Origin of the sequence: Kerstersia gyiorum (assembly GCF_004216755.1) — a bacterium.
In the GTDB taxonomy this organism is placed as follows: Bacteria; Pseudomonadota; Gammaproteobacteria; order Burkholderiales; family Burkholderiaceae_B; genus Kerstersia; species Kerstersia gyiorum.
Map to the genome: position 1 here is coordinate 279,354 of NZ_SGWZ01000002.1, position 17,508 is coordinate 296,861.

General features: G+C 62.6%; 17 protein-coding genes and 1 tRNA gene. 6 read left to right on the forward strand and 12 right to left on the reverse strand.

Features of this window, described 5'->3' with window-relative positions; genetic code table 11:
* The first annotated feature begins 3 nt into the window (after positions 1-3).
* A complete protein-coding gene (locus EV679_RS07550) occupies positions 4-759 on the forward strand; it encodes an ABC transporter ATP-binding protein (RefSeq protein ID WP_130486894.1) in 756 nt (251 codons plus the stop codon).
* Positions 756-1,499 (forward strand): ABC transporter ATP-binding protein, encoded by a 744-nt coding sequence (locus tag EV679_RS07555; protein ID WP_130486895.1) that lies wholly within the window; start codon positions 756-758, stop codon positions 1,497-1,499. Before EV679_RS07550 ends, EV679_RS07555 begins: the two co-directional genes overlap by 4 nt.
* Positions 1,500-1,524: 25 nt before the next feature.
* Here EV679_RS07555 and EV679_RS07560 read toward each other — a convergent pair whose 3' ends face one another.
* The 6 genes from EV679_RS07560 to EV679_RS07585 all read right to left on the reverse strand — a co-directional run bounded on the left by EV679_RS07560 (position 1,525) and on the right by EV679_RS07585 (position 8,363).
* Positions 1,525-2,835 (reverse strand): acyl-CoA dehydrogenase family protein, encoded by a 1,311-nt coding sequence (locus EV679_RS07560; RefSeq protein ID WP_130486896.1) that lies wholly within the window; start codon positions 2,833-2,835, stop codon positions 1,525-1,527.
* A gap of 70 nt (positions 2,836-2,905) precedes the next feature.
* Positions 2,906-4,252 carry an LLM class flavin-dependent oxidoreductase gene (locus EV679_RS07565; protein ID WP_130486897.1) on the reverse strand — a complete coding sequence of 449 codons (1,347 nt, stop codon included), beginning with the start codon at positions 4,250-4,252 and terminating at the stop codon, positions 2,906-2,908.
* 69 nt (positions 4,253-4,321) lie between these two features.
* Positions 4,322-5,674 carry an LLM class flavin-dependent oxidoreductase gene (locus EV679_RS07570; protein WP_130486898.1) on the reverse strand — a complete coding sequence of 451 codons (1,353 nt, stop codon included), beginning with the start codon at positions 5,672-5,674 and terminating at the stop codon, positions 4,322-4,324.
* Positions 5,675-5,723: 49 nt separating this feature from the next.
* Positions 5,724-6,620: a MetQ/NlpA family ABC transporter substrate-binding protein gene (locus EV679_RS07575; protein ID WP_130486899.1), complete on the reverse strand. Its 897-nt coding sequence runs from the start codon at positions 6,618-6,620 to the stop codon at positions 5,724-5,726.
* 64 nt (positions 6,621-6,684) lie between these two features.
* A complete protein-coding gene (locus tag EV679_RS07580; protein WP_130486900.1) occupies positions 6,685-7,353 on the reverse strand; it encodes a methionine ABC transporter permease in 669 nt (222 codons plus the stop codon).
* Positions 7,350-8,363, reverse strand: a complete 1,014-nt coding sequence (locus EV679_RS07585) for a methionine ABC transporter ATP-binding protein (protein WP_068368585.1) — start codon at positions 8,361-8,363, stop codon at positions 7,350-7,352. The genes EV679_RS07580 and EV679_RS07585 overlap by 4 nt, the downstream gene beginning before the upstream one ends.
* A gap of 332 nt (positions 8,364-8,695) precedes the next feature.
* Between EV679_RS07585 and EV679_RS07590 the strand changes: the two genes are divergently transcribed.
* Positions 8,696-9,592: a TSUP family transporter gene (locus EV679_RS07590; RefSeq protein ID WP_238591317.1), complete on the forward strand. Its 897-nt coding sequence runs from the start codon at positions 8,696-8,698 to the stop codon at positions 9,590-9,592.
* A gap of 28 nt (positions 9,593-9,620) precedes the next feature.
* Positions 9,621-10,295: a hypothetical protein gene (locus EV679_RS07595; RefSeq protein ID WP_068368582.1), complete on the forward strand. Its 675-nt coding sequence runs from the start codon at positions 9,621-9,623 to the stop codon at positions 10,293-10,295.
* 42 nt (positions 10,296-10,337) lie between these two features.
* Here EV679_RS07595 and EV679_RS07600 read toward each other — a convergent pair whose 3' ends face one another.
* A complete protein-coding gene (locus EV679_RS07600) occupies positions 10,338-10,616 on the reverse strand; it encodes a hypothetical protein (RefSeq protein WP_130486901.1) in 279 nt (92 codons plus the stop codon).
* Positions 10,617-10,659: 43 nt separating this feature from the next.
* Between EV679_RS07600 and EV679_RS07605 the strand changes: the two genes are divergently transcribed.
* Positions 10,660-11,694, forward strand: coding sequence for an HAD family hydrolase (locus tag EV679_RS07605; RefSeq protein WP_130486902.1), 1,035 nt, complete (start codon positions 10,660-10,662; stop codon positions 11,692-11,694).
* A gap of 172 nt (positions 11,695-11,866) precedes the next feature.
* Here EV679_RS07605 and EV679_RS07610 read toward each other — a convergent pair.
* Positions 11,867-11,942: transfer RNA gene (locus EV679_RS07610), tRNA-Ala, on the reverse strand.
* 88 nt (positions 11,943-12,030) lie between these two features.
* Complete coding sequence (gene xth, locus EV679_RS07615) at positions 12,031-12,813, reverse strand: exodeoxyribonuclease III (protein ID WP_068368567.1); 783 nt, start codon at positions 12,811-12,813, stop codon at positions 12,031-12,033.
* Positions 12,814-13,056: 243 nt separating this feature from the next.
* Between xth and EV679_RS07620 the strand changes: the two genes are divergently transcribed.
* Positions 13,057-13,869: an AcrVA2 family anti-CRISPR protein gene (locus EV679_RS07620; RefSeq protein ID WP_068368564.1), complete on the forward strand. Its 813-nt coding sequence runs from the start codon at positions 13,057-13,059 to the stop codon at positions 13,867-13,869.
* Between the two features lie 18 nt (positions 13,870-13,887).
* Here EV679_RS07620 and EV679_RS07625 read toward each other — a convergent pair whose 3' ends face one another.
* Genes EV679_RS07625 through EV679_RS07635 form a run of 3 tightly spaced genes read right to left on the reverse strand, consistent with a single transcriptional unit; the run spans position 13,888 to position 17,333 of the window.
* Positions 13,888-14,661 carry an ABC transporter ATP-binding protein gene (locus tag EV679_RS07625; protein WP_068368562.1) on the reverse strand — a complete coding sequence of 258 codons (774 nt, stop codon included), beginning with the start codon at positions 14,659-14,661 and terminating at the stop codon, positions 13,888-13,890.
* Positions 14,658-16,325 (reverse strand): ABC transporter permease, encoded by a 1,668-nt coding sequence (locus tag EV679_RS07630; RefSeq protein ID WP_372726468.1) that lies wholly within the window; start codon positions 16,323-16,325, stop codon positions 14,658-14,660. The genes EV679_RS07625 and EV679_RS07630 overlap by 4 nt, the downstream gene beginning before the upstream one ends.
* Positions 16,326-16,346: 21 nt before the next feature.
* Positions 16,347-17,333 (reverse strand): Fe(3+) ABC transporter substrate-binding protein, encoded by a 987-nt coding sequence (locus EV679_RS07635; protein WP_415777762.1) that lies wholly within the window; start codon positions 17,331-17,333, stop codon positions 16,347-16,349.
* Positions 17,334-17,508: the final 175 nt, after the last annotated feature.

Genomic DNA, 17,508 nt, shown 5'->3' on the forward strand with positions numbered 1-17,508 from the left:
GGTATGCTGGTTGTTGAAAACGTAACCGTGACCTATGGTCCGTTCAAGGCGGTGGACCAGGCCAGCCTGCGTGTCGATGCGGGTGAAACCATCGGCCTGGCAGGAACCAACGGCGCAGGCAAGACCACGCTGTTTGCTGCCATCGCTGGCCAGTTGCCCGCCACCACGGGCAGCATCCTGTTCCAGGGTCGGCAGATCCTGGGGCAACCGACCTATCGGCGTGCGGGGCAGGGGCTGTGCCGCACTTTTCAGGTGCCGCGTGAGTTCGGGCGCCTGACCGTGCTGGAAAACCTGTTGGTGGCAGCGCAGGACGAGCGCCAGGAAAACATGCTGACTGCATGGCTGGGGCGGCGAGGCATGCGGGAAACCGTTGCCAGCCGTACCCGGCAGGCAGACGGCATACTGGATATGCTGGGCATCAGCCATGTGCGGGACTTGCTGGCGTCGCAATTGTCCGGCGGCCAGAAGAAGTTGCTGGAACTGGCGCGGGTACTGATGCAAAAGCCTTCCATCATCCTGCTCGACGAGCCTTTTGCCGGGGTCAATCCGGTACGCATCGGTGAAATGATGGAAATATTCACCCGCCTGAAGGCGCAGGGCATTGCACTCCTCATCGTGGAGCATCACCTGCAGGCGCTCAGGAGCCTGTCCTCGCGGCTGTATGTCATGGACCAGGGCAAGGTGATTGCCGAGGGCGATCCGGCCACTGTCCTCAATTCGAAAATCGTGCAGGATGCCTATATGGGGGGCGTGATATGAGCGCAGGACTATCTGTCGGAACACCCGCTGGCGTCGATGCACTGACCATCGAGCAACTGGCTGGCGGCTATACCGATGTCAATATCATTCACGGCATAGACCTGAGGGTAGGGCCGGAAGAAATCGTGACCATCGCCGGGACCAATGGCGCAGGCAAGTCTACCTTTTTGAAGGCCCTGCTGGGTCTGCTGCCGCGCACCTCGGGCAGCGTGCAACTGCTGGGCGAGGACATCAGCGGCCTGGCGACGGAAGCGCGTATCGAGCGCGGGCTGGCCTACGTGCCGCAGGTCACGAACGTTTTTCGCACGTTGACGGTACAGGAAAACCTGCTGGTGGCGGACAAGCGTGTCAGCCGCCGGCAGATCGACGACATGCTGGCCATCTTTCCGGCGCTCAAGCCCCGGCTGGGCCAGCGTGCCGGCACGCTGTCGGGGGGCGAACGCCAGCAACTGGCCTTTGCTCGCGCCCTGATACGCGCGCCCCAGGTCATCATCCTGGATGAACCGACGGCGGCGTTGGCCCCCGGCCTGGTGCAATCCATCTTCGACGTGATCCGCCGCCTGAAGGAATTGAAGGTTGCGGTGCTGATGGTGGAGCAGCGCGCCCGCCAGGCGCTGGAAATCAGCGATCGCGGCTATATCCTGGACCAGGGCAAGGTGGTGCTTTCCGGGGCGGCGGCAGGCTTGCTTGCCGACCCGGAAATGACGGAACTGTATCTGGGCACGGCCACGCACACCTGAGCACGCAAGCCTGTCGGCGGTGCCGTCAGCGAGACCCGGCTTCGTTGATTCCGACCCGGTAATAGGTGGGTGGGGGCGTGCCGTTGACGGCGAAGTCGCCTACCAGGCGCTCGCGGTAGACACGCGGGTTATGGGAGGAAATCGTGCGTGCGTTGCGCCAGTAGCGGTCCAGCCCGGCCTGGCGCAGCGTGGCCGAGGCGCCCAGGGCATCGAACAATTCCGTGCTGGCTTCCAGCACGACCCGGGTCAGCACGGAAACGGCCTGGTCCACTTCCACGTGAGCAATGGCGGCCGCCTGTTCGTGCGCATCGCTGTCTGCCGTGCGCTGCAGGTGCGCATCATGGCTGCGTTGCACGGCCTGGGCGGCGTGCAGCGTCAGCGCGCCCGCCGTGTAGGCGGCTGCATGGGTGCGCCCCACCACTTGCAGAAGCTGGGGGTCCTGAGCGGCGCTGGCGCTGTTGCCGTGGCTGTAGACCCGGTCGCGCTGGCGCAGCCGCTGGGCGACATCGCCCGCCAGGGCACGCCCGATACCGGCCAGCGAGGCCAGGTGCACCAGCTGATAGAAGGGCACGGCGTAAGGAAATCGTGTCGCGCCTGGTTTGATCCAGATATCGTCTATCGCTACGTTGGTGAAGATTGCCGTCCCGCTGGCGGTCAGCGCCTGCCCGAAACCATCCCAGTCGTCCACGACTTCCACGCCAGCCGCCCGGCGCGGCACTTGCAGGTAGTGCGTGTCACCGCTGTCGTCCTGGGCGGCAACGGAGATCCAGTCGGCGAACAGCGAACCGGTGGTGTAGAACTTGCGGCCATCCAGGCGCAGGCCGTCAGGGCCGGCCGCCAGGCGTGTGGCAAAGCTGCCTACCTTGGCCGGGCCGGCTTCGGAAAGCCCGGCGCCTATCAGGTCACCCTGGGCCAGGCGGTCCAGCCAGAAGTCGCGCCAGGCGGACGGGTCGGCGCTCAGGACTTCTTCGGTGAAGCCCAGGTGGGCGCGCAGGGCATTCACGACATTGGTATCGGCAGCGCCCAGTTCCACCAGCAATCCGAAGAGTTCAGGCAGCGTTGCGTCATGCCCGCCTTGTGCCGCCGGCAGGCGCAGGCGTGTGAATCCTGCTTCCCGCAGCCAGCCGATTTCCGCGTGTGGCAGGCGGTGTTGCAGGTCGCGTTCGACCGCGCTGGCGCGAATGCGGGCAAAGACCGGCCGCCAGGTTTGCGCGAGCGTTTCATAACGTTCGCTGGGGTTGGCACCCCAGGCGGCGTGAATGGCCTGGGATGTATCAGGCGCTGGCGCTTGTGTGGCGGAGGATGGGGGGGCGGTGTGTTCCAGAAGCTCGGACATGGCAGTCTCGCGAAGAAGGAAAGAAGGGCGGGCAGAGGCGGCAGGCCGCCAGGAGCGGCCGCCGTTGCGCTCAGGCGTAAGCCGGATAGGCAGCGGGATGGGCCGGGCGCTTGAGCCCCAGGTGTTCGCGCAGCGTGTTGCCTTCGTAGGCGGTGCGAAACAGTTTGCGGCGCTGTAATTCGGGTACGACATGGGCAATGAAATCGTTCAACCCGCCAGGCAGCCACGGCGCCATGATGTTGAAGCCATCGGCTGCGCCGTTTTCGAACCAGTGCTGCAGGAAGTCCGCTACCTGGCTGGGCGTGCCGACGACCTGCTGGTGGCCGCGTGCGCCGGCAATGCGCAGATAGAGTTGGCGGACATTCAGGCCGTCACGGCGCGCCAGGTCCAGCAGCAACTGCTGGCGGCTTTTCGGGCCATTGGTTTCCGGCAGCGTGGGGACCGGGTCGTCGGGCGCCAACCCGGACAGGTCGACGTTGCCTAGCGTGCTTGAGAGCAGGGCGATGCCGACAGCAGGGTCGACCAGTTCCTGCAATTGCTCGAATTTTTCCTCGGCTTCCGCCAGGCTGGCGCCAATGACCGGGAAAATGCCGGGCATGATCTTGACGTCATCGGGCTGCCGTTCCTGCGCAGGCAAGCGGTTCTTGATATCGGCATAGAACGCCTGGGCTTCTTCCAGTGTCTGGTGCGCGACAAAAATGACTTCTGCTGTACGGGCGGCCAGTGCACGGCCTGCTTCCGACGCGCCCGCCTGCACGATCACCGGGCGGCCCTGGGGCGAACGCGCGACATTGAGCGGCCCGCGAATGCGGAAATGCTTGCCGCGATGATCAGGCAGATGCAGCTTGGTCGTGTCCAAGTAGATGCCGCTGGCCTTGTCTCGCGGGAAGGCGTCGTCTTCCCAGCTGTCCCAGAGCCGCAGCACGGCGTCATGGAACTCGGTGGCGCGCTCGTAGCGCAGCGCGTGCTCATCGAGTTCGTCACGATTGAAGTTCTGGGCTTCGGTACGTCCGCTGGACGTGACCAGGTTCCAGCCGGCGCGCCCGCCGGAAATATGATCCAGGGACGCAAACTTGCGTGCGACGTTATAGGGCTCGTGAAACGAGGTTGAGACCGTGGCGATCAGCCCGATCTTCTGCGTGACGGCGGCCAGTGCCGACAGCAGGGTGACGGGTTCGAAGAAATCGCTGCGGGCGGTGCGTGCCAGCGATGCCTGGTCTGTGCCACGGATACCGGAAGAATCCGACAGGAAAATGGCATCGAAATGGGCTGCCTCGGCTTGCCGGGCCAGTGCAACATAGTGCTGGAAATTGCTGCCAGCATCGGCCTGCGCGCCCGGATGGCGCCAGCCGGCAATGTGGTGGCCGGTCTGCATCAGGAATGCACCCAGGCGGATTTGACGAGGTATGTGAGACATGGAATTCCTAGTACATGCGAAAAGGGATGGAATGGTCCTAGCGCCGCTGCGGGAGAGCGGCAGCAGGCATCAGGCGGCGCTGGCGGTATGGCTTGTCGTGACAGTCTGTGTCTGCGGAACGGGCAGCCCCAGGTGCTGGCGCAGGGTGCGGCCTGCGTAGTCCTGGCGGAACAGGCCGCGTTGCTGCAACAAGGGCACGACCTGCTCGACGAAATCCTGCAGGCCGCTGGGCAGCAGCCCCGGCATGAGGTTGAAACCGTCAGCGGCACCATGGCGGAACCAATGCTCGATGTCGTCGGCCACTTGTTCGGGCGTGCCGACGATCTCCCGATGGCCGCCGCCGGCAGCAAACTCCCCCAGAAATTCCCGCAATGTGAGGCCACTCTGCTGTGAGCGCGCCAGGATGGCGCGAAAAAAGGTATGGCCGCCATTGCCGTTGTTGGGCAGTGGCAAGTCTTGCGGTAGGGGTTCGTCCAGTTTGAGTTGCTCCGGTGCCACGCCCAGCCTGCCGGCCAGCCGGTTCAGGCTGTGTTCGACGGGCACGAGATTGATGAGCTCCTGGTGGCGCTGGCGGGCTTCGGCCTGGGTGCCGCCGAGGAATACGCCAAGGCCGGGCAGGACCTTGACGCCGTCGGGGCTGCGACCCAGCGCCCGGGCGTGGCGGCGCAGCCCCTGGGCATAGGCCAGCGCTTCCTCGAAGGATTGCGACGCGGAGAACACGGCTTCGGCATGGCGCGCAGCCAGGGCCTGGCCATCAGCCGATCCGCCTGCCTGGAAAATCACGGGATGCCCCTGTGGCGAACGTGGCTGGTTGAGCACGCCCTCGACCTGGAAAAACTCGCCCGCATGATGCACGGTGTTGAGCCTGGCGGTATCCACGAAGCGGCCGCTGGCGGCATCGCCCAGCAGCGCGTCATCCTCCCAGCTGTTCCACAGCGCCTTGACCACCGTGGCGAACTCATCGGCGCGGCGGTAGCGGTCGGTGTGGGCCAGCACGTCTTTCTGGCCGAACTTGCGCGCCGATGATGCATCAGCCGTGGTGACGACATTCCAGCCTGCGCGTCCGCCGCTGATGAGGTCCAGCGAGGCCAGACGCCGCGCCAGGTTGTACGGGTCGTTGTAGGTGGTGGAAGCCGTGGCGACCAGGCCCAGGTGCGTGGTCGCCATGGCAATGGCTGTCAGGACCAGGGTGGGTTCCAGTGCAGTAACCGGCCCTGTCGCGAGCCCGTCGGTCGTGACGGAATCTGCCAGGAAAATGGCGTCGAACTTACCTTTCTCGGCCCATTGGGCAATGCGTATATAGTGTTGTACGTCGATGAAGCCGAGCGGGTCGTTTTCCGGCACGCGCCAGGCGGAAGGGACAAATCCCTGAAGCCAAGCGTTGACGTTCAGATGCAATTGGCGCGGGGTAGCGGTGCTCATGCGGTAGCCTTTTCTGATCGGTAGGGCGGGGCGGCGGGGAGCGTGCGGTTCAGGGTTGCAGGCGCTGCTGGTCGGGCACCACGAAGCCTCGATAGTTGTCGTTGATGAAGGCTGCGACCTGCTCCCCCACCAAGTAGTCCACGAGCCGCTGGAGGCGCGGGTCGGACGTTAGTTCCGTGCGCGTGGTCAGTACGTTGGCATAGGGGTTGTTGTGCTTGTCCTCCAGGGCCAGGGCGCTTTGCGGGTCGATGTCGTGGGTCAGGGCGATGTCGCCATTGATGAACGAGGCCTCCACGTCCGGCAGCGATTTGGCGCGCAGCCGGGTTTCCGTTGGAATGAACTTGAAGTGCCGAGGGTTGGCGGTGATGTTTTTCTCGTCTATGGCCAGAGCTGCCGTAGATCCATCGGACTGCGGGTGGCTCAGTTCCAGCAGGCCTTGCTGCTGCAGGATGAACAATGCGCGCGGCAGATTGGTCTGTTCATTGGGAACCAGCAGGGACGCGCCATCCGGGATGTCCTTGATGGACGTATAGCGCGACGAATACAGGCCGAACACATTGACCAGCAGTGTGGCGACATTGACCAGTTTGCCCTGGGCCTCGGGGTGCGCAGCGACCCAGGAATCGAAGAAAGGCCGGTGCTGCAGCAAGGTGGCATCGACATCGCCCTTGTAGAGCAACTGGTTGGCGTCCAGGCCCTGGCTGCTTTCGATGATCTTGAGCTTGAGGCCACTGCCGTCGGCATCGGCCAGCTTCTGCACATAGCGCAAGATATCGCCTTGCGGCGTTGGGGTGACGTAAACCTTCAGCGGCTCGTTGGAAACCGTGGCAGCGGCGTGGGCCGGTGCGGTGACGCTGCCCAGCAGCCCGGTGAGTGTCACGGAAGCCAGGGCCAGGAGAGTACGCAGCGCGTTGCGTTTGGCAGGGCGAAAGGAAGGGCGGTGCATCGTGTGGTTCCTTGTGTGAAAGCGGAAGGGAATCGCAGCGCAGCGGGGGGCGTGGAGGCCGGTGCTAGCGTTTGTGCTTGCGCAGCCGGATCCAGGCGTCCCCGCTCAATTGGATGGTCTGCACGATGAGCACCATGGCAATCACCGCGATGAAAATCAGTTCGACGAACCAGCGTTGATAGCCGTAGGTCAGCGCGAAGTCGCCCACGCCGCCTGCGCCGATGGCGCCTGCGACAGCGGTGCCTTCCACCAGGCCGACCAGGATGATGGTGGCCGACGCGATGATGCCGGAGAGGGATTCGGGCAGCAGAATGCGGAAGATGAATTGCGGTGTGGTGACGCCGATGACGCGGGCGGCTTCGATCCGGCCCTGGTCCAGCTCGCGCAGATTGGCTTCTATCAATCTGGAAAAGAATGGCGTGAAGCCGAAAGTCAACGGCACCAGCGCCGCGACCGGGCCCAGCGGCGTGCCCACGATCCAGCGAGTCACCGGGATCAGGATCACGATCATGATGATGAAGGGAATGGATCTGCCGGTATTCACGATGGTATTGAGCGTGTGATAGACCAGCGGCCGAGGGCACCAGGAATTGGGGGCAGTGAGGTAGAGCGCCAGGCCGGCGGCCACCCCCAGCCCGATGACCAGCACCCCGGAAAAGAATGTCATATAGAGGGTCTGGCCCAGGGCTTCCCAGAAATCAGGCAGGTAAATCGTCCAGTCACGGGCATTCATGTTTCCGTTACCTTTCCCAGCACAATGCTTTTTTCACGCAGGATGGAAGAAAGCGAGTGCATCAGGCTTGAGGGCTTGTCGCGAAAATCGAAATCCACTTTGAAGCGGGCAGCATCGACACCGCCCAGGCGTTCCACACCGCCGGAGACCACGGCAGAGGCCAGATCCAGGCGTTGTGCGGCATCGGACAGGAACGACCCCTGGGCACGGATATCCGGCAGGATCAGGTCGTAGCGCACCCAGCCGGGGCGGGGGGCGTGCCCCAGGTCGGGGGCAGGCAGCAGTTGCCGGCCCAGGTAGGAATCCGCGTCATGCAGCAGATCGCGTACCTTGCCCGCTTCGACGATCCGGCCGGACTGGATCAGCGTGACGGAATCGGCCGCATAGCGCACGACATCCCAGGAGTGGGTGATCAGGACAATGGTCAGGTTGAGTTGCTGTTTGAGCTGCAGCAGCAAATCCAGAATGACGAGCGTCGTTTCGGAATCCAGCGCGCTGGTGGCTTCGTCGCATAGCAGGACTTCGGCATCTGCCACCAGCGCCCGGGCAATCCCCACGCGTTGCTTCTGGCCACCGGACAACTGCGAGGGATAGGCCTTTTCCTTGCCCTGCAGGCCGACCAGTTCCAGCAACTCCAGGGCTTTGCGACGGCGCGCCGTGCGCCCCACACCACGCACGGACAGGGGAAACTCGATGTTTTCCAGCACCGTCTGGCTGTGAAAAAGATTGAAGTGCTGGAAAATCGTGGCAACCCGGCTCAGGTATCGGCGCAATGCCGCGCCACGCAGATTGGCCAGGGGCTGATCCTGGAAATAAATATCGCCGCTATCCGGACGCTCCAGCAGATTCAATAACCGCAGTAAGGTGCTCTTACCGGCGCCGGAAGTGCCGACAATGCCGAAAAAGGAATTGCTGGGTATTTCCAGGGAAATATCGGAAAGCGCTGGCAATGTTTCCTTGCCACGGCTAAATGACTTGGAGACATGTTCCAGGCGAAATGCATGAGCCATCGTCGGAAACCATGAAAAGACAGGGCGGGAATGCCGCCGAAAAATGCATTATTGAATTGCAGGGGATAGGCACCAACGACCGAATTTCTATATTGATATTGGGCGGCCGGGGAATGTGCTTATGGATTCAATGTATGTATTGCGCCGGAACAGAATGGCCGGACGGATGTCGGCCCGTGCATGGCAGGCATGGCGTATGCCGGGAGGGCGGGTAAGCAGGACAGCCTGATGTCAGCAGTACGGTGGGATAATTGCCCGTTTGGCGATGTCGGCCCGGAGAGAAGGACAAAGTGTGCCCGGGAGACGTTTGTGGCAATGCAGCAGGAGTATTCTTGAGTCACGGCGGCGCGGCACTGTTTTCCGCTCGTCTGCCATTTGCCCAGGCGCCCCAGGCGGCGCGCCATCACTGGGGCTTTTCCTACAACTGGGCTATCACGTATTACGCCATGGACATTGACATCATCGCCATCCTGACGGCCGTCGCATTCTGTGCCGGATTTTTCGACGCCATTGCTGGTGGCGGCGGGTTGATTACCGTGCCTGCGCTTTTCCTGGCAGGCATGGATCCGGTGGCTGCGCTGGCTACCAATAAATTCCAGGCCTCGGCCGGTTCGGTCTCGGCGACCGTGGCATTTGCCCGCAAGGGCCTGGTGGAATGGAAAACCGGCCGCGTCCTGGCGGCTTTTTCCATGATGGGCGGCATCCTGGGCGCACTTTTTGTCAGCTATATGGACAAGAACTGGTTGGAAGCCAGCATACCCGTCCTGTTGTTGCTGGTGGCAGGTTACTTTGCCTTTGCGCCCAGGCTGGACGACGATAAACGTAAAAAGCGCATGACACTGCTGATGTTCGCCATCCTGGTGGCGCCCTTGATCGGCTTTTACGATGGCGTTTTCGGCCCGGGCACGGGTTCCTTTTTCATGGTCGGCCTGACACTGCTGTGTGGCCTGCCTGTCATGCGCGCCGTCAGCTTTACCAAACTGGCCAACGCTGCCTGCAATCTGGGGGCGCTGTTCATCTTCCTGTTGAAGGGGGCCATTTTCTGGCCGCTGGCCATTTCCATGGCATTCGGGGCATTTGCTGGTGCCCAGCTGGGGGCGCGTTGCGCCGTCAAGGTTGGCACGCGGCTGGTCAGACCCATGGTGGTGGTCGTCTGTTGCGCCCTGGCCATCAAGCTGCTGAGTTCCGCCGAGAACCCTTTGCGCATGGCCATCAGCACACTGTTCTGATACCTATGATTGAAAAGGACGGCAAGCAATGAATTCCGAATTGATCCCGCTGACTGGCGATGCGGCGCTGGCGGAAAAACTTGCCACTTACTTTCAGCAAGTATCCGGCTGGGAAGAAGGGTGCCAGGCGCTGGGCCTGTTCACCTCGCCGGACGCCATTGCGCAGACGGAACAATTCCGCAGTTTCCATCCCTTGGTTCAGGTGCTGCAAGGCATCATCGTTGACGACCCGGGCACCAGCAGCCACCACTTCGTCATTGGATGCGCAGCCTTGCGGGGTGCCGTGCTCTACTTGACGCACGATGGCGACAGCCGCATCGTCTATGCGGATATCGACGCTTTTCTGGCGGCAGCCAGGCAGGCCTGCGCTGCCGGGGGCATGCTGGAAGATGTCGCGCCCGGCGAGGCTTGGCAGGCAACCGACCAGGCGGCATTGCAACAGTTCTGCCAGCATTTTCTGGCGACGCAGGACGCAGAGGATGTGCTGCCGGCGCTCATTCCTTCAATGGATCTCTCCGATGTGCCGGCCTTGGCCTTGCTGGTGCGCGATGAAGACCTGTATGTGCCGGAAGCCATTTGCCGTCAGATCGCTGCGCGTCCGGCCCGGCAGTTGATGCCATTGGTGGAGCGCTGCGAAACTCATCCTCATGTCATGGTGCAACAGGCGGCAGCCAGGGCAAAAAAACGAATCGAAAGCCTGTAATGGGTCAATTCAAACCAGGAAAATTCCGTATTCCTGAGGCTGTTATAAATAGCAAATCCATTGGCCTCGCCTGGCTTGACGATTAAGGCCGGCTAGCAAAGGACTGACCATCGGTAATTGGCAGCAGGGAGCTGGAATGAATACACGTTTTTCATTGATGAAACCTTCCTGTCGATTGCCTCGCATCCAGAACGTCTGAGAATACGAGGCATTCTTTTCTTGCACTGTCGTTTTTTCTTTCTTTTTGATGGTTATGCCGATTGCCGGCACCAATGTCGTGAAAAGAATCGCGGCGACAGCTATATTGAAATGATTGGGCATGAATAATGCCGGTTCAGGTTTCATTTCAAAAAAGGATGTGGCTATGATTCGTCAGTTCTCGCGCTGTGTCACGGCGGTGCTGTTGTTGGCTGTACTGCCTGCCGTCCATGCGGAAAATGCGGCGCCGGCAGCAGTCGTCGCCGATCCCTTGCCTTCCTGGAACGAGGGCACGACCAAACGCAACATCCTGGAATTCGTCAAGGACACGACCACCGAGGGCTCCAAGGATTTTGTCATCCAGAAAGATCGCATTGCCACATTCGACCAGGATGGCACGCTGTGGGTGGAACACCCGCTGTATTCCCAGTATCTGTACATACTGAGCAAGACCAACGAGCTCGTCAGCAAGAACCCTTCATACGCCGACCAGGAACCGTTCAAAACGGTCCTGAGCGGTGACATGAAGAAAATCAGTGTGCTATCGACCGCAGAAATCTTCCGCATCGCCGTTCTTGCGCAGGACGGCCTCAGCGTCGAGGAATACCAGGCCGACGTCGAAAAATGGCTGGCCACCGCACGCGACCCGCGCTGGGGACGGCCCTATACCGACCTGATCTACCAGCCCATGCTGGAATTGATGGAATACCTGCGCGCCAATGGCTACAAGACCTATATCGTCACCGGTGGAGGCCAGGACTTCGTTCGTACCTACAGCGACTCGGTCTATGGCATCCCCGTCGAACAAATTGCCGGCACCTCGTTCGGCACCCAATTCAAGTACGACCAGGACGGCAAGGCATTCCTGGCGTTGCAACCGTCGCTGTTCTTCAATGACGACTTTGGTGGCAAGGCCAGGGGCATCGGCCTGTTCATCGGCAAGCGGCCGCATTTCTCCGCCGGCAACTCCACGGGTGACCGAGAAATGCTGGAATACACCACCAGCGGCCCCGGCCGCCGCATGGGCATGCTGGTGTTCCATGACGATGCCAAGCGCGAATACGCCTATGGCCCGGCCCAGGGCCTGCCCGACACGCAGGTCGGCACCTTCACTCAGAACCTGTATGACGAAGCCGTCAGCAAGAACTGGTCCATCATCAGCATGAAAAACGACTGGAAGAAAATCTTCAAGTTCGAATAACTTTCCAGGTACTTGAACCCCGGTGAGCGGTTTGCTGACTGGGGACGCTGACATCCGAAGGTCGGTACTGCGCATCTTTGCAGATGGGGCCTGGGCGGAAATAAGCAATCGGGCCTGAAAAGCAGAAAAGGCACCACATTCGAAAATGTGGTGCCTTTTTAACTGGGAATTTTGGTGGAGCGGAGGAGGATCGAACTCCCGACCTTCGCATTGCGAACGCGACGCTCTCCCAGCTGAGCTACCGCCCCAATGAAGAGATAAATTATATGCCTGCCATTTCAGCTTGGCAAGCATCGGCGCGGAGAATTTTGCGCCGATGTCTGGCTGTCTTCAGGTTCAGATTTTCAGTTCGGCCACGACAGGGGCGTGGTCCGAGGGTTGTTCGTTGGCGCGCGGTGCCTTGTCGATCAGGCTGGCGATGCAGCGGTCCTTCAGGGCATCGGAGATCAGGACGTGGTCGATGCGCAGGCCGGCATTGCGGCGGAAGGCGCCCTGGCGGTAGTCCCACCAGCTGAAGCTTTTTTCCGGTTGCTCAAAGAGGCGGAAGGAGTCGCTCAACCCAAGGTCCAGCAGCTGTGTCCAGGCGGCGCGCTCCGGCGGCGATACCAGTACCTGGCCTTCCCATTTGGCGGGATCGTGGACGTCGCGATCGTCCGGGGCGATGTTGTAGTCGCCAAGGATGGCCAGTTTGGGATAGCGGCTCAGTTCTTCGCGCAGCCATTCGTGCAGGGCGGCAAACCAGCTCAGTTTGTAGGGATATTTTTCGCTGTCCAGTGCCTGGCCGTTCGGGCAGTAGACGCTGACGACACGGATTTCCCCGCCAGCCGGGTCGGGCAGGGTGGCGGCGACCAGGCGGCGTTGGGGGTCTTCAAAGCCGGGGATGTTGCGTACGATATCGGCACCGGGCTGGCGCGAGATAAGGGCCACGCCATTGTAGGTTTTCTGGCCGGCCCAGGCGGCGTGGTAACCCAGTTCGGTGAAGGCGGCGAGCGGGAACTTGTCGTCCTCCAGCTTGAGCTCCTGCAGGCACAGGGCGTCGACCGGGTTTGTGTTGAGCCAGTCGATGACCTGCGGCAGTCGGACTTTCAGGGAATTCACGTTCCAGGCTGCAAGTTTCATGGGAGCGCTTGACCTCTTGATGATGATGGGTGTCGGGAGGGCCGGTCGGCCGGTTTGGGGGCGTCGACCGTGTAAGGGTGCCCGGCAATCCGTAATGGTAACAGCGCGGGCGTGGCGGCTCGGTCCTGGCCGGGCGTATTTGCAGCGCGCCGGGCCAGGCTCCCGTAAAATCCCTGCTTTCATTCAAGTTTTGCTGTCATGCCGTTTGTCACAATGTGCCAGAACGGATGCCGGCTGCGATCTATGCCCCAAATCCAAAGAAAAACCCACCGCGCCTGCGAGGCCTTGTCTACTGCTGCCGCTGCCTATCCCGAAGCCTGGAAGAAGGCCGAGCTGTTCCGCTCGATCAACGGCCAACCCGGCAAGCCGCATTGGCAGGATTGGTGCTATCTGCCCCTGGGCGGCTGGTATGCCATCGTGGCGCGTGCCAAACATGGGGGCAAGGAGATCCATAACCTGGCGTCCTTGCTGGACGTTTCCCGCCTGGCCGCATTGGGCGCCTGGCGCATGACGCAAGGAATCTACCGTTTCCAGCCCGGGCTGCTGGCATCTCTGCAGCAGGCGCCGGCCAGCCTGGAGGTTTCCTGCGAAGCCTTGTTCACCCTGCCGGAGTGGGGCGTCTATATTGAAACGCCGGAATTGGACCAGGGCCTGCATGGCGTGTGGGCGCATCTTGAACATGACATCAATAATGGCGCGTTGGAATTGCGCCTGCTGCTGGACGAGGATACCGGGCTGACGCCCCTGGTGGTTGACCTGGGTGTGCCGACGCTGGCTGCCGCCGTGCAGGGCGCCATTGAGGAGTCGGAACGGGAAAGTCAGGCCAATCAGGCAGGCATGGACGAGGCGGATGCGACACGCGGGGCGGAACAGACGGCCCGAGTGCTGCCGGTGGTCGCGGCGCTGCTGCTGCATCTGTGTTCGGCCGACGCCGTATTCCTGCGCAAGGGCGAGCCCGCGCGGCCTGCGAATCCTGTGCCGCGCAAGACCAAGCAGGGCGCACGCCTGTTCCCGGCCGCCGGGCCGACGGATTGGGAAGTCGGCGCCAGGGGCTGAGCCTTTACCAGCGTTGGATCAAGAAGCGCGCTGGCGTGCCGCTGCGCGCTGGCTGGCCAGATTGTCCTGCAGGCCCAGGAATTCGGCCACGGCATCGTCCACTGGTTGATTGCTGAGCTCCCTGGGGTTGCCCCATTGGCGTAGCGTACCGCCTATCATGATGCCCATGCGATCCGCCATGGCATAGGCTTCGGCCTGGTTGTGCGTGACCAGCAATGCCGTGGCGCCGCTGTCCTTGAGGATGTCCCGGACATCGAAGGCCAGCCGCTCGCGGGTCAGTGTGTCCAGGTTGGAAAAGGGTTCGTCCAGCAGCAGCAGGCTGGGTTCCGGGGCCAGGGCGCGTGCCAGCGCCACGCGTTGCTGCTGGCCACCCGATATTTCATGCGGAAAGGCTGGGCCCAGGCCGGTCAGTCCGACCAGTTCCAGCATTTGGGCGATGCGCCGTTGCTGCTGAACGCGTGGCAGCCGCCGCAGGCCGAAGCCGATGTTGTTTGCCAGAGACAGGTGCGGAAACAGGGCATAGTCCTGGAACATCATGCCAATCTGGCGCTCTTCGGGAGGGACGTTCCGGCCGTCGCCGGCAAGAAGGCGACCCTCCAGCGAGATGCGGCCGGCATGTACCGGCTCGAAGCCGGCGATGGCGCGCAACACTGTGCTTTTGCCGCAACCGGAGGCGCCCAGCAGGGCGCCCAGGTGTCCGCGTTCCAGATGCAGGCTGAAGTCCGCGAGGACGGGACGGCCGGGGTAGGCCAGGGTTATCTGTTCCAGCGAAAGATACGGCGTAGTGATCATGGCGCGATGACGGGACGGCTGCCGGCGCGGGCCAGCAGGATGACAGGCAGCAGGCCTGCCGCGACGATGGCCAGCGCAGCGACAGCACCTTCTTCATAGGTGCCGCGAGCGGCTTCTGCATACAGCCAGGTTGCCAGCGTTTCGAAGTTGAGGGGGCGCAGCAGCAGCGTGGCCGGGAGTTCCTTCATGGTGTCGACAAACACCAGTAGCGCAGCGCTGAACAATGCGGGCCGCAGCAATGGCAGATGGACGCGGCGCAGCACACCGGTTTCGTCCTCCCCCAGGCTGCGGGCGGCGCGGTCCAGGGCGGGCGGGATGCGGGCATAGCCGGCTTCAATGCCGCCAGCGGCAATGGCAAGAAAGCGGATGAGATAAGCCAGGACCAGTGCAGCGGTGCTGCCCATCAACCATAGCTGCGGCGTGTCGCCCCAGAAGGCAGTGATGCCATTGATGCCCTGGTCCACCCAGGCCATCGGGGCCAACAGGCCGATCGCCACGATCGTGCCGGGCACGGCATAGCCCAGGCTGCCGATGCGCAACGCCAACAGGCCCAGGCGCTCGTCATGGCGGCCAGGGGCCAGGCGCCGGGCGGCCGCCAGGAGCAGGCCGGCGGCCAGCGTCAGCAGGGTTGCGACTGCCGCCACGCTGATGGTGTTGATGGCGCTGGCCGCCAGTTGCTGCGAGAGCGCGCCATGGCGGTCGAAGTAGCGCAGCGTCTGTTGCAGCAGATAGGCAGCCGGCAAGACGAAACCCAGCAGGACGGGCAGGCTGGCGATGGCGCACAGCAGCCAGCCCCGCCAGCCTGCCACCCGGGTGGGCTGCATGGGGCGCGGCCGCTGGGTGGTGGCGTAGCGTTGGCGGCGGCGCGCGTGCCGTTCCAGCCAGATCAGCAGTACGACCAGCAGCAGCATGGACAACGCAATCTGCGCGGCACCGGCGAGATCCGAACGGCTGACCCAGGTGTTGTAGACGGCGACGGTCAGGGTCTGGACCCCCAGGAATTCCGAGGCGCCTATGTCATTGAGTGTTTCGAGCAGCGCCAGGCTGGCGCCGACGGCGACGGCCGGCCGGGCCAGTGGCAGGGCTACCCGGAAAAAGGCGTCCCGGCGTGTGGCGCCCAGGGTGCGTGCTGCCTCCAGCAGGCCGGCGGCCTGAGTCTGGAACATCATGCGCGCCGTCAGGTAAACATAGGGATACAGTACGAAGCCCAGCAGCAGAATGGCTCCGCCCAGGGAGCGGATGTCCGGCAGGCGGAATTGGCGGGGGGAATCGTAGCCCAGCAGGTTGCGCAGGGTTTCCTGGATCGGCCCGAGCGGGTGCAGCAGGTCCAGGTAGGCGTATGCCACGATATAGGTGGGCACGGCCAGGGGCAGCAGCAGCGCCCACGAAAGAATTGCCTGGCCAGGGAAGCGATAGGCGCTTACCAGCCAGGCGCAGCCTGCGCCCAGGACCGTCGTCAACAGCCCGACGCCCGCCAGCAACACGATGGTATTGCTGGCGGCGGCGGGCAGTACGTTGCGTCCCAGGTGTTGCCAGAGGCCGGCGCTGCCCTGGCTGGCTTCCCAGGCCAGCGAAGCCAGGGGTGCCAGGACGCAGGCGGCCAGCAGCGTGGCGAGCCCCAGCAACAACCAGATTGGGCGCCAGCGGCGCCGAAAATGGTGCACGTCGGTCAGGCCCGGCGATGGTTATTGGTCGAAGCCGACCTTGTCCACCAGTTCGCTGGCCTGCTTGCGGTGCTTGGCGATTTCCGGCAGCGAGAGCGTATCGACCTGCAGTTCGCCGAAGCTGGCGACGATTGGGTCCAGCGCGACACCTGCTTTCACGGGATACTCGAAGTTGGCCTGGGCGTATAGGCTCTGGGCATCGTCGGACACCAGGAATTCAAGCAGCTTGATGGCGTTGTCATGGTTGGGCGCGTGCTTGGCCACGGCGGCGCCACTGATATTGACGTGGGTGCCGCCGTTGCTGAAGGTGGGGCGTATGACCTTGATGGCGTCGCCCCATTTGCGGTCGTCCGAGCCTTCCTTGGCGGAGCGCATCTGGCCAACGTAGTAGGCATTGGCAATGCCGATATCGCAAATGCCCCCCAGGATGTCCCGCGCAACGTTGCGGTCACCGCCAGTGGCCTTGCGGGCCAGATTGGATTTGACACCCGAGAGCCATTGCTCCGCAGCTTCCGGGCCGTGGTGGGCAATATAGGCGGCGATCAATGCAACGTTGTAGGGGTGCTGGCCCGAACGGATGCACACCCGGTTTTTCCATTCCGGTTTGGCCAGGTCTTCATAGTTGAAGGATTCCAGCGCGAGGTCTTTGTCGGCGTAGAGGCCCCGATCGCGCAGCGATAGCGTGAACCACTGGCCTTCGGGGCTGCGCAGGTTGGCAGGAATGGCTTCTTCCAGCACGGCGGAGCGGGTTGCCTGTGTCACGCCGTTATCGACCAGATCCAGCAGGTTGCCGACATCCACGGTCATCAGCACGTCGGCGGGCGAGCGCTCGCCCTCGGCTTTCACGCGTTCCGCAAGCCCGTCCTTGACGAATACGGTGTTGACCTTGATGCCGCTTTGTTCGGTGAATTTATCCAGCAAGGGTTGGATTAGGCCGGGTTCGCGCGTGGTGTAAAGGTTGACGTCGCCAGCTGCGCTGGCAAGGACGCTATAGCCCAGCGAGCCCATCAGGACGGCGGCTTGGGTCAAGGCAAAGACGGAACGGCGTGACGGCATCGTTGATCTCCATAATAGAGGTGCGGCGGCACAGCCTGTGCCTGGCGCTGTGGTTCCGGCAAACCCGGAAATAAGGTCGTATCCAGGAGGGGCTTCAGACAGATACGGGCTGACGCTTGCTGTCTGC

Bases quoted from the DNA above. Each gene is read 5' to 3' on its own strand.
- EV679_RS07550 (WP_130486894.1), top strand. From the start codon at position 4: ATGCTGGTTGTTGAAAACGTAACCGTGACCTATGGTCCGTTCAAGGCG.
- EV679_RS07555 (WP_130486895.1), top strand. From the start codon at position 756: ATGAGCGCAGGACTATCTGTCGGAACACCCGCTGGCGTCGATGCACTG.
- EV679_RS07560 (WP_130486896.1), bottom strand. From the start codon at position 2,835: ATGTCCGAGCTTCTGGAACACACCGCCCCCCCATCCTCCGCCACACAA.
- EV679_RS07565 (WP_130486897.1), bottom strand. From the start codon at position 4,252: ATGTCTCACATACCTCGTCAAATCCGCCTGGGTGCATTCCTGATGCAG.
- EV679_RS07570 (WP_130486898.1), bottom strand. From the start codon at position 5,674: ATGAGCACCGCTACCCCGCGCCAATTGCATCTGAACGTCAACGCTTGG.
- EV679_RS07575 (WP_130486899.1), bottom strand. From the start codon at position 6,620: ATGCACCGCCCTTCCTTTCGCCCTGCCAAACGCAACGCGCTGCGTACT.
- EV679_RS07580 (WP_130486900.1), bottom strand. From the start codon at position 7,353: ATGAATGCCCGTGACTGGACGATTTACCTGCCTGATTTCTGGGAAGCC.
- EV679_RS07585 (WP_068368585.1), bottom strand. From the start codon at position 8,363: ATGGCTCATGCATTTCGCCTGGAACATGTCTCCAAGTCATTTAGCCGT.
- EV679_RS07595 (WP_068368582.1), top strand. From the start codon at position 9,621: ATGAATTCCGAATTGATCCCGCTGACTGGCGATGCGGCGCTGGCGGAA.
- EV679_RS07600 (WP_130486901.1), bottom strand. From the start codon at position 10,616: ATGCCCAATCATTTCAATATAGCTGTCGCCGCGATTCTTTTCACGACA.
- EV679_RS07605 (WP_130486902.1), top strand. From the start codon at position 10,660: ATGATTCGTCAGTTCTCGCGCTGTGTCACGGCGGTGCTGTTGTTGGCT.
- xth (WP_068368567.1), bottom strand. From the start codon at position 12,813: ATGAAACTTGCAGCCTGGAACGTGAATTCCCTGAAAGTCCGACTGCCG.
- EV679_RS07620 (WP_068368564.1), top strand. From the start codon at position 13,057: ATGCCCCAAATCCAAAGAAAAACCCACCGCGCCTGCGAGGCCTTGTCT.
- EV679_RS07625 (WP_068368562.1), bottom strand. From the start codon at position 14,661: ATGATCACTACGCCGTATCTTTCGCTGGAACAGATAACCCTGGCCTAC.
- EV679_RS07635 (WP_415777762.1), bottom strand. From the start codon at position 17,333: ATGGGCTCGCTGGGCTATAGCGTCCTTGCCAGCGCAGCTGGCGACGTC.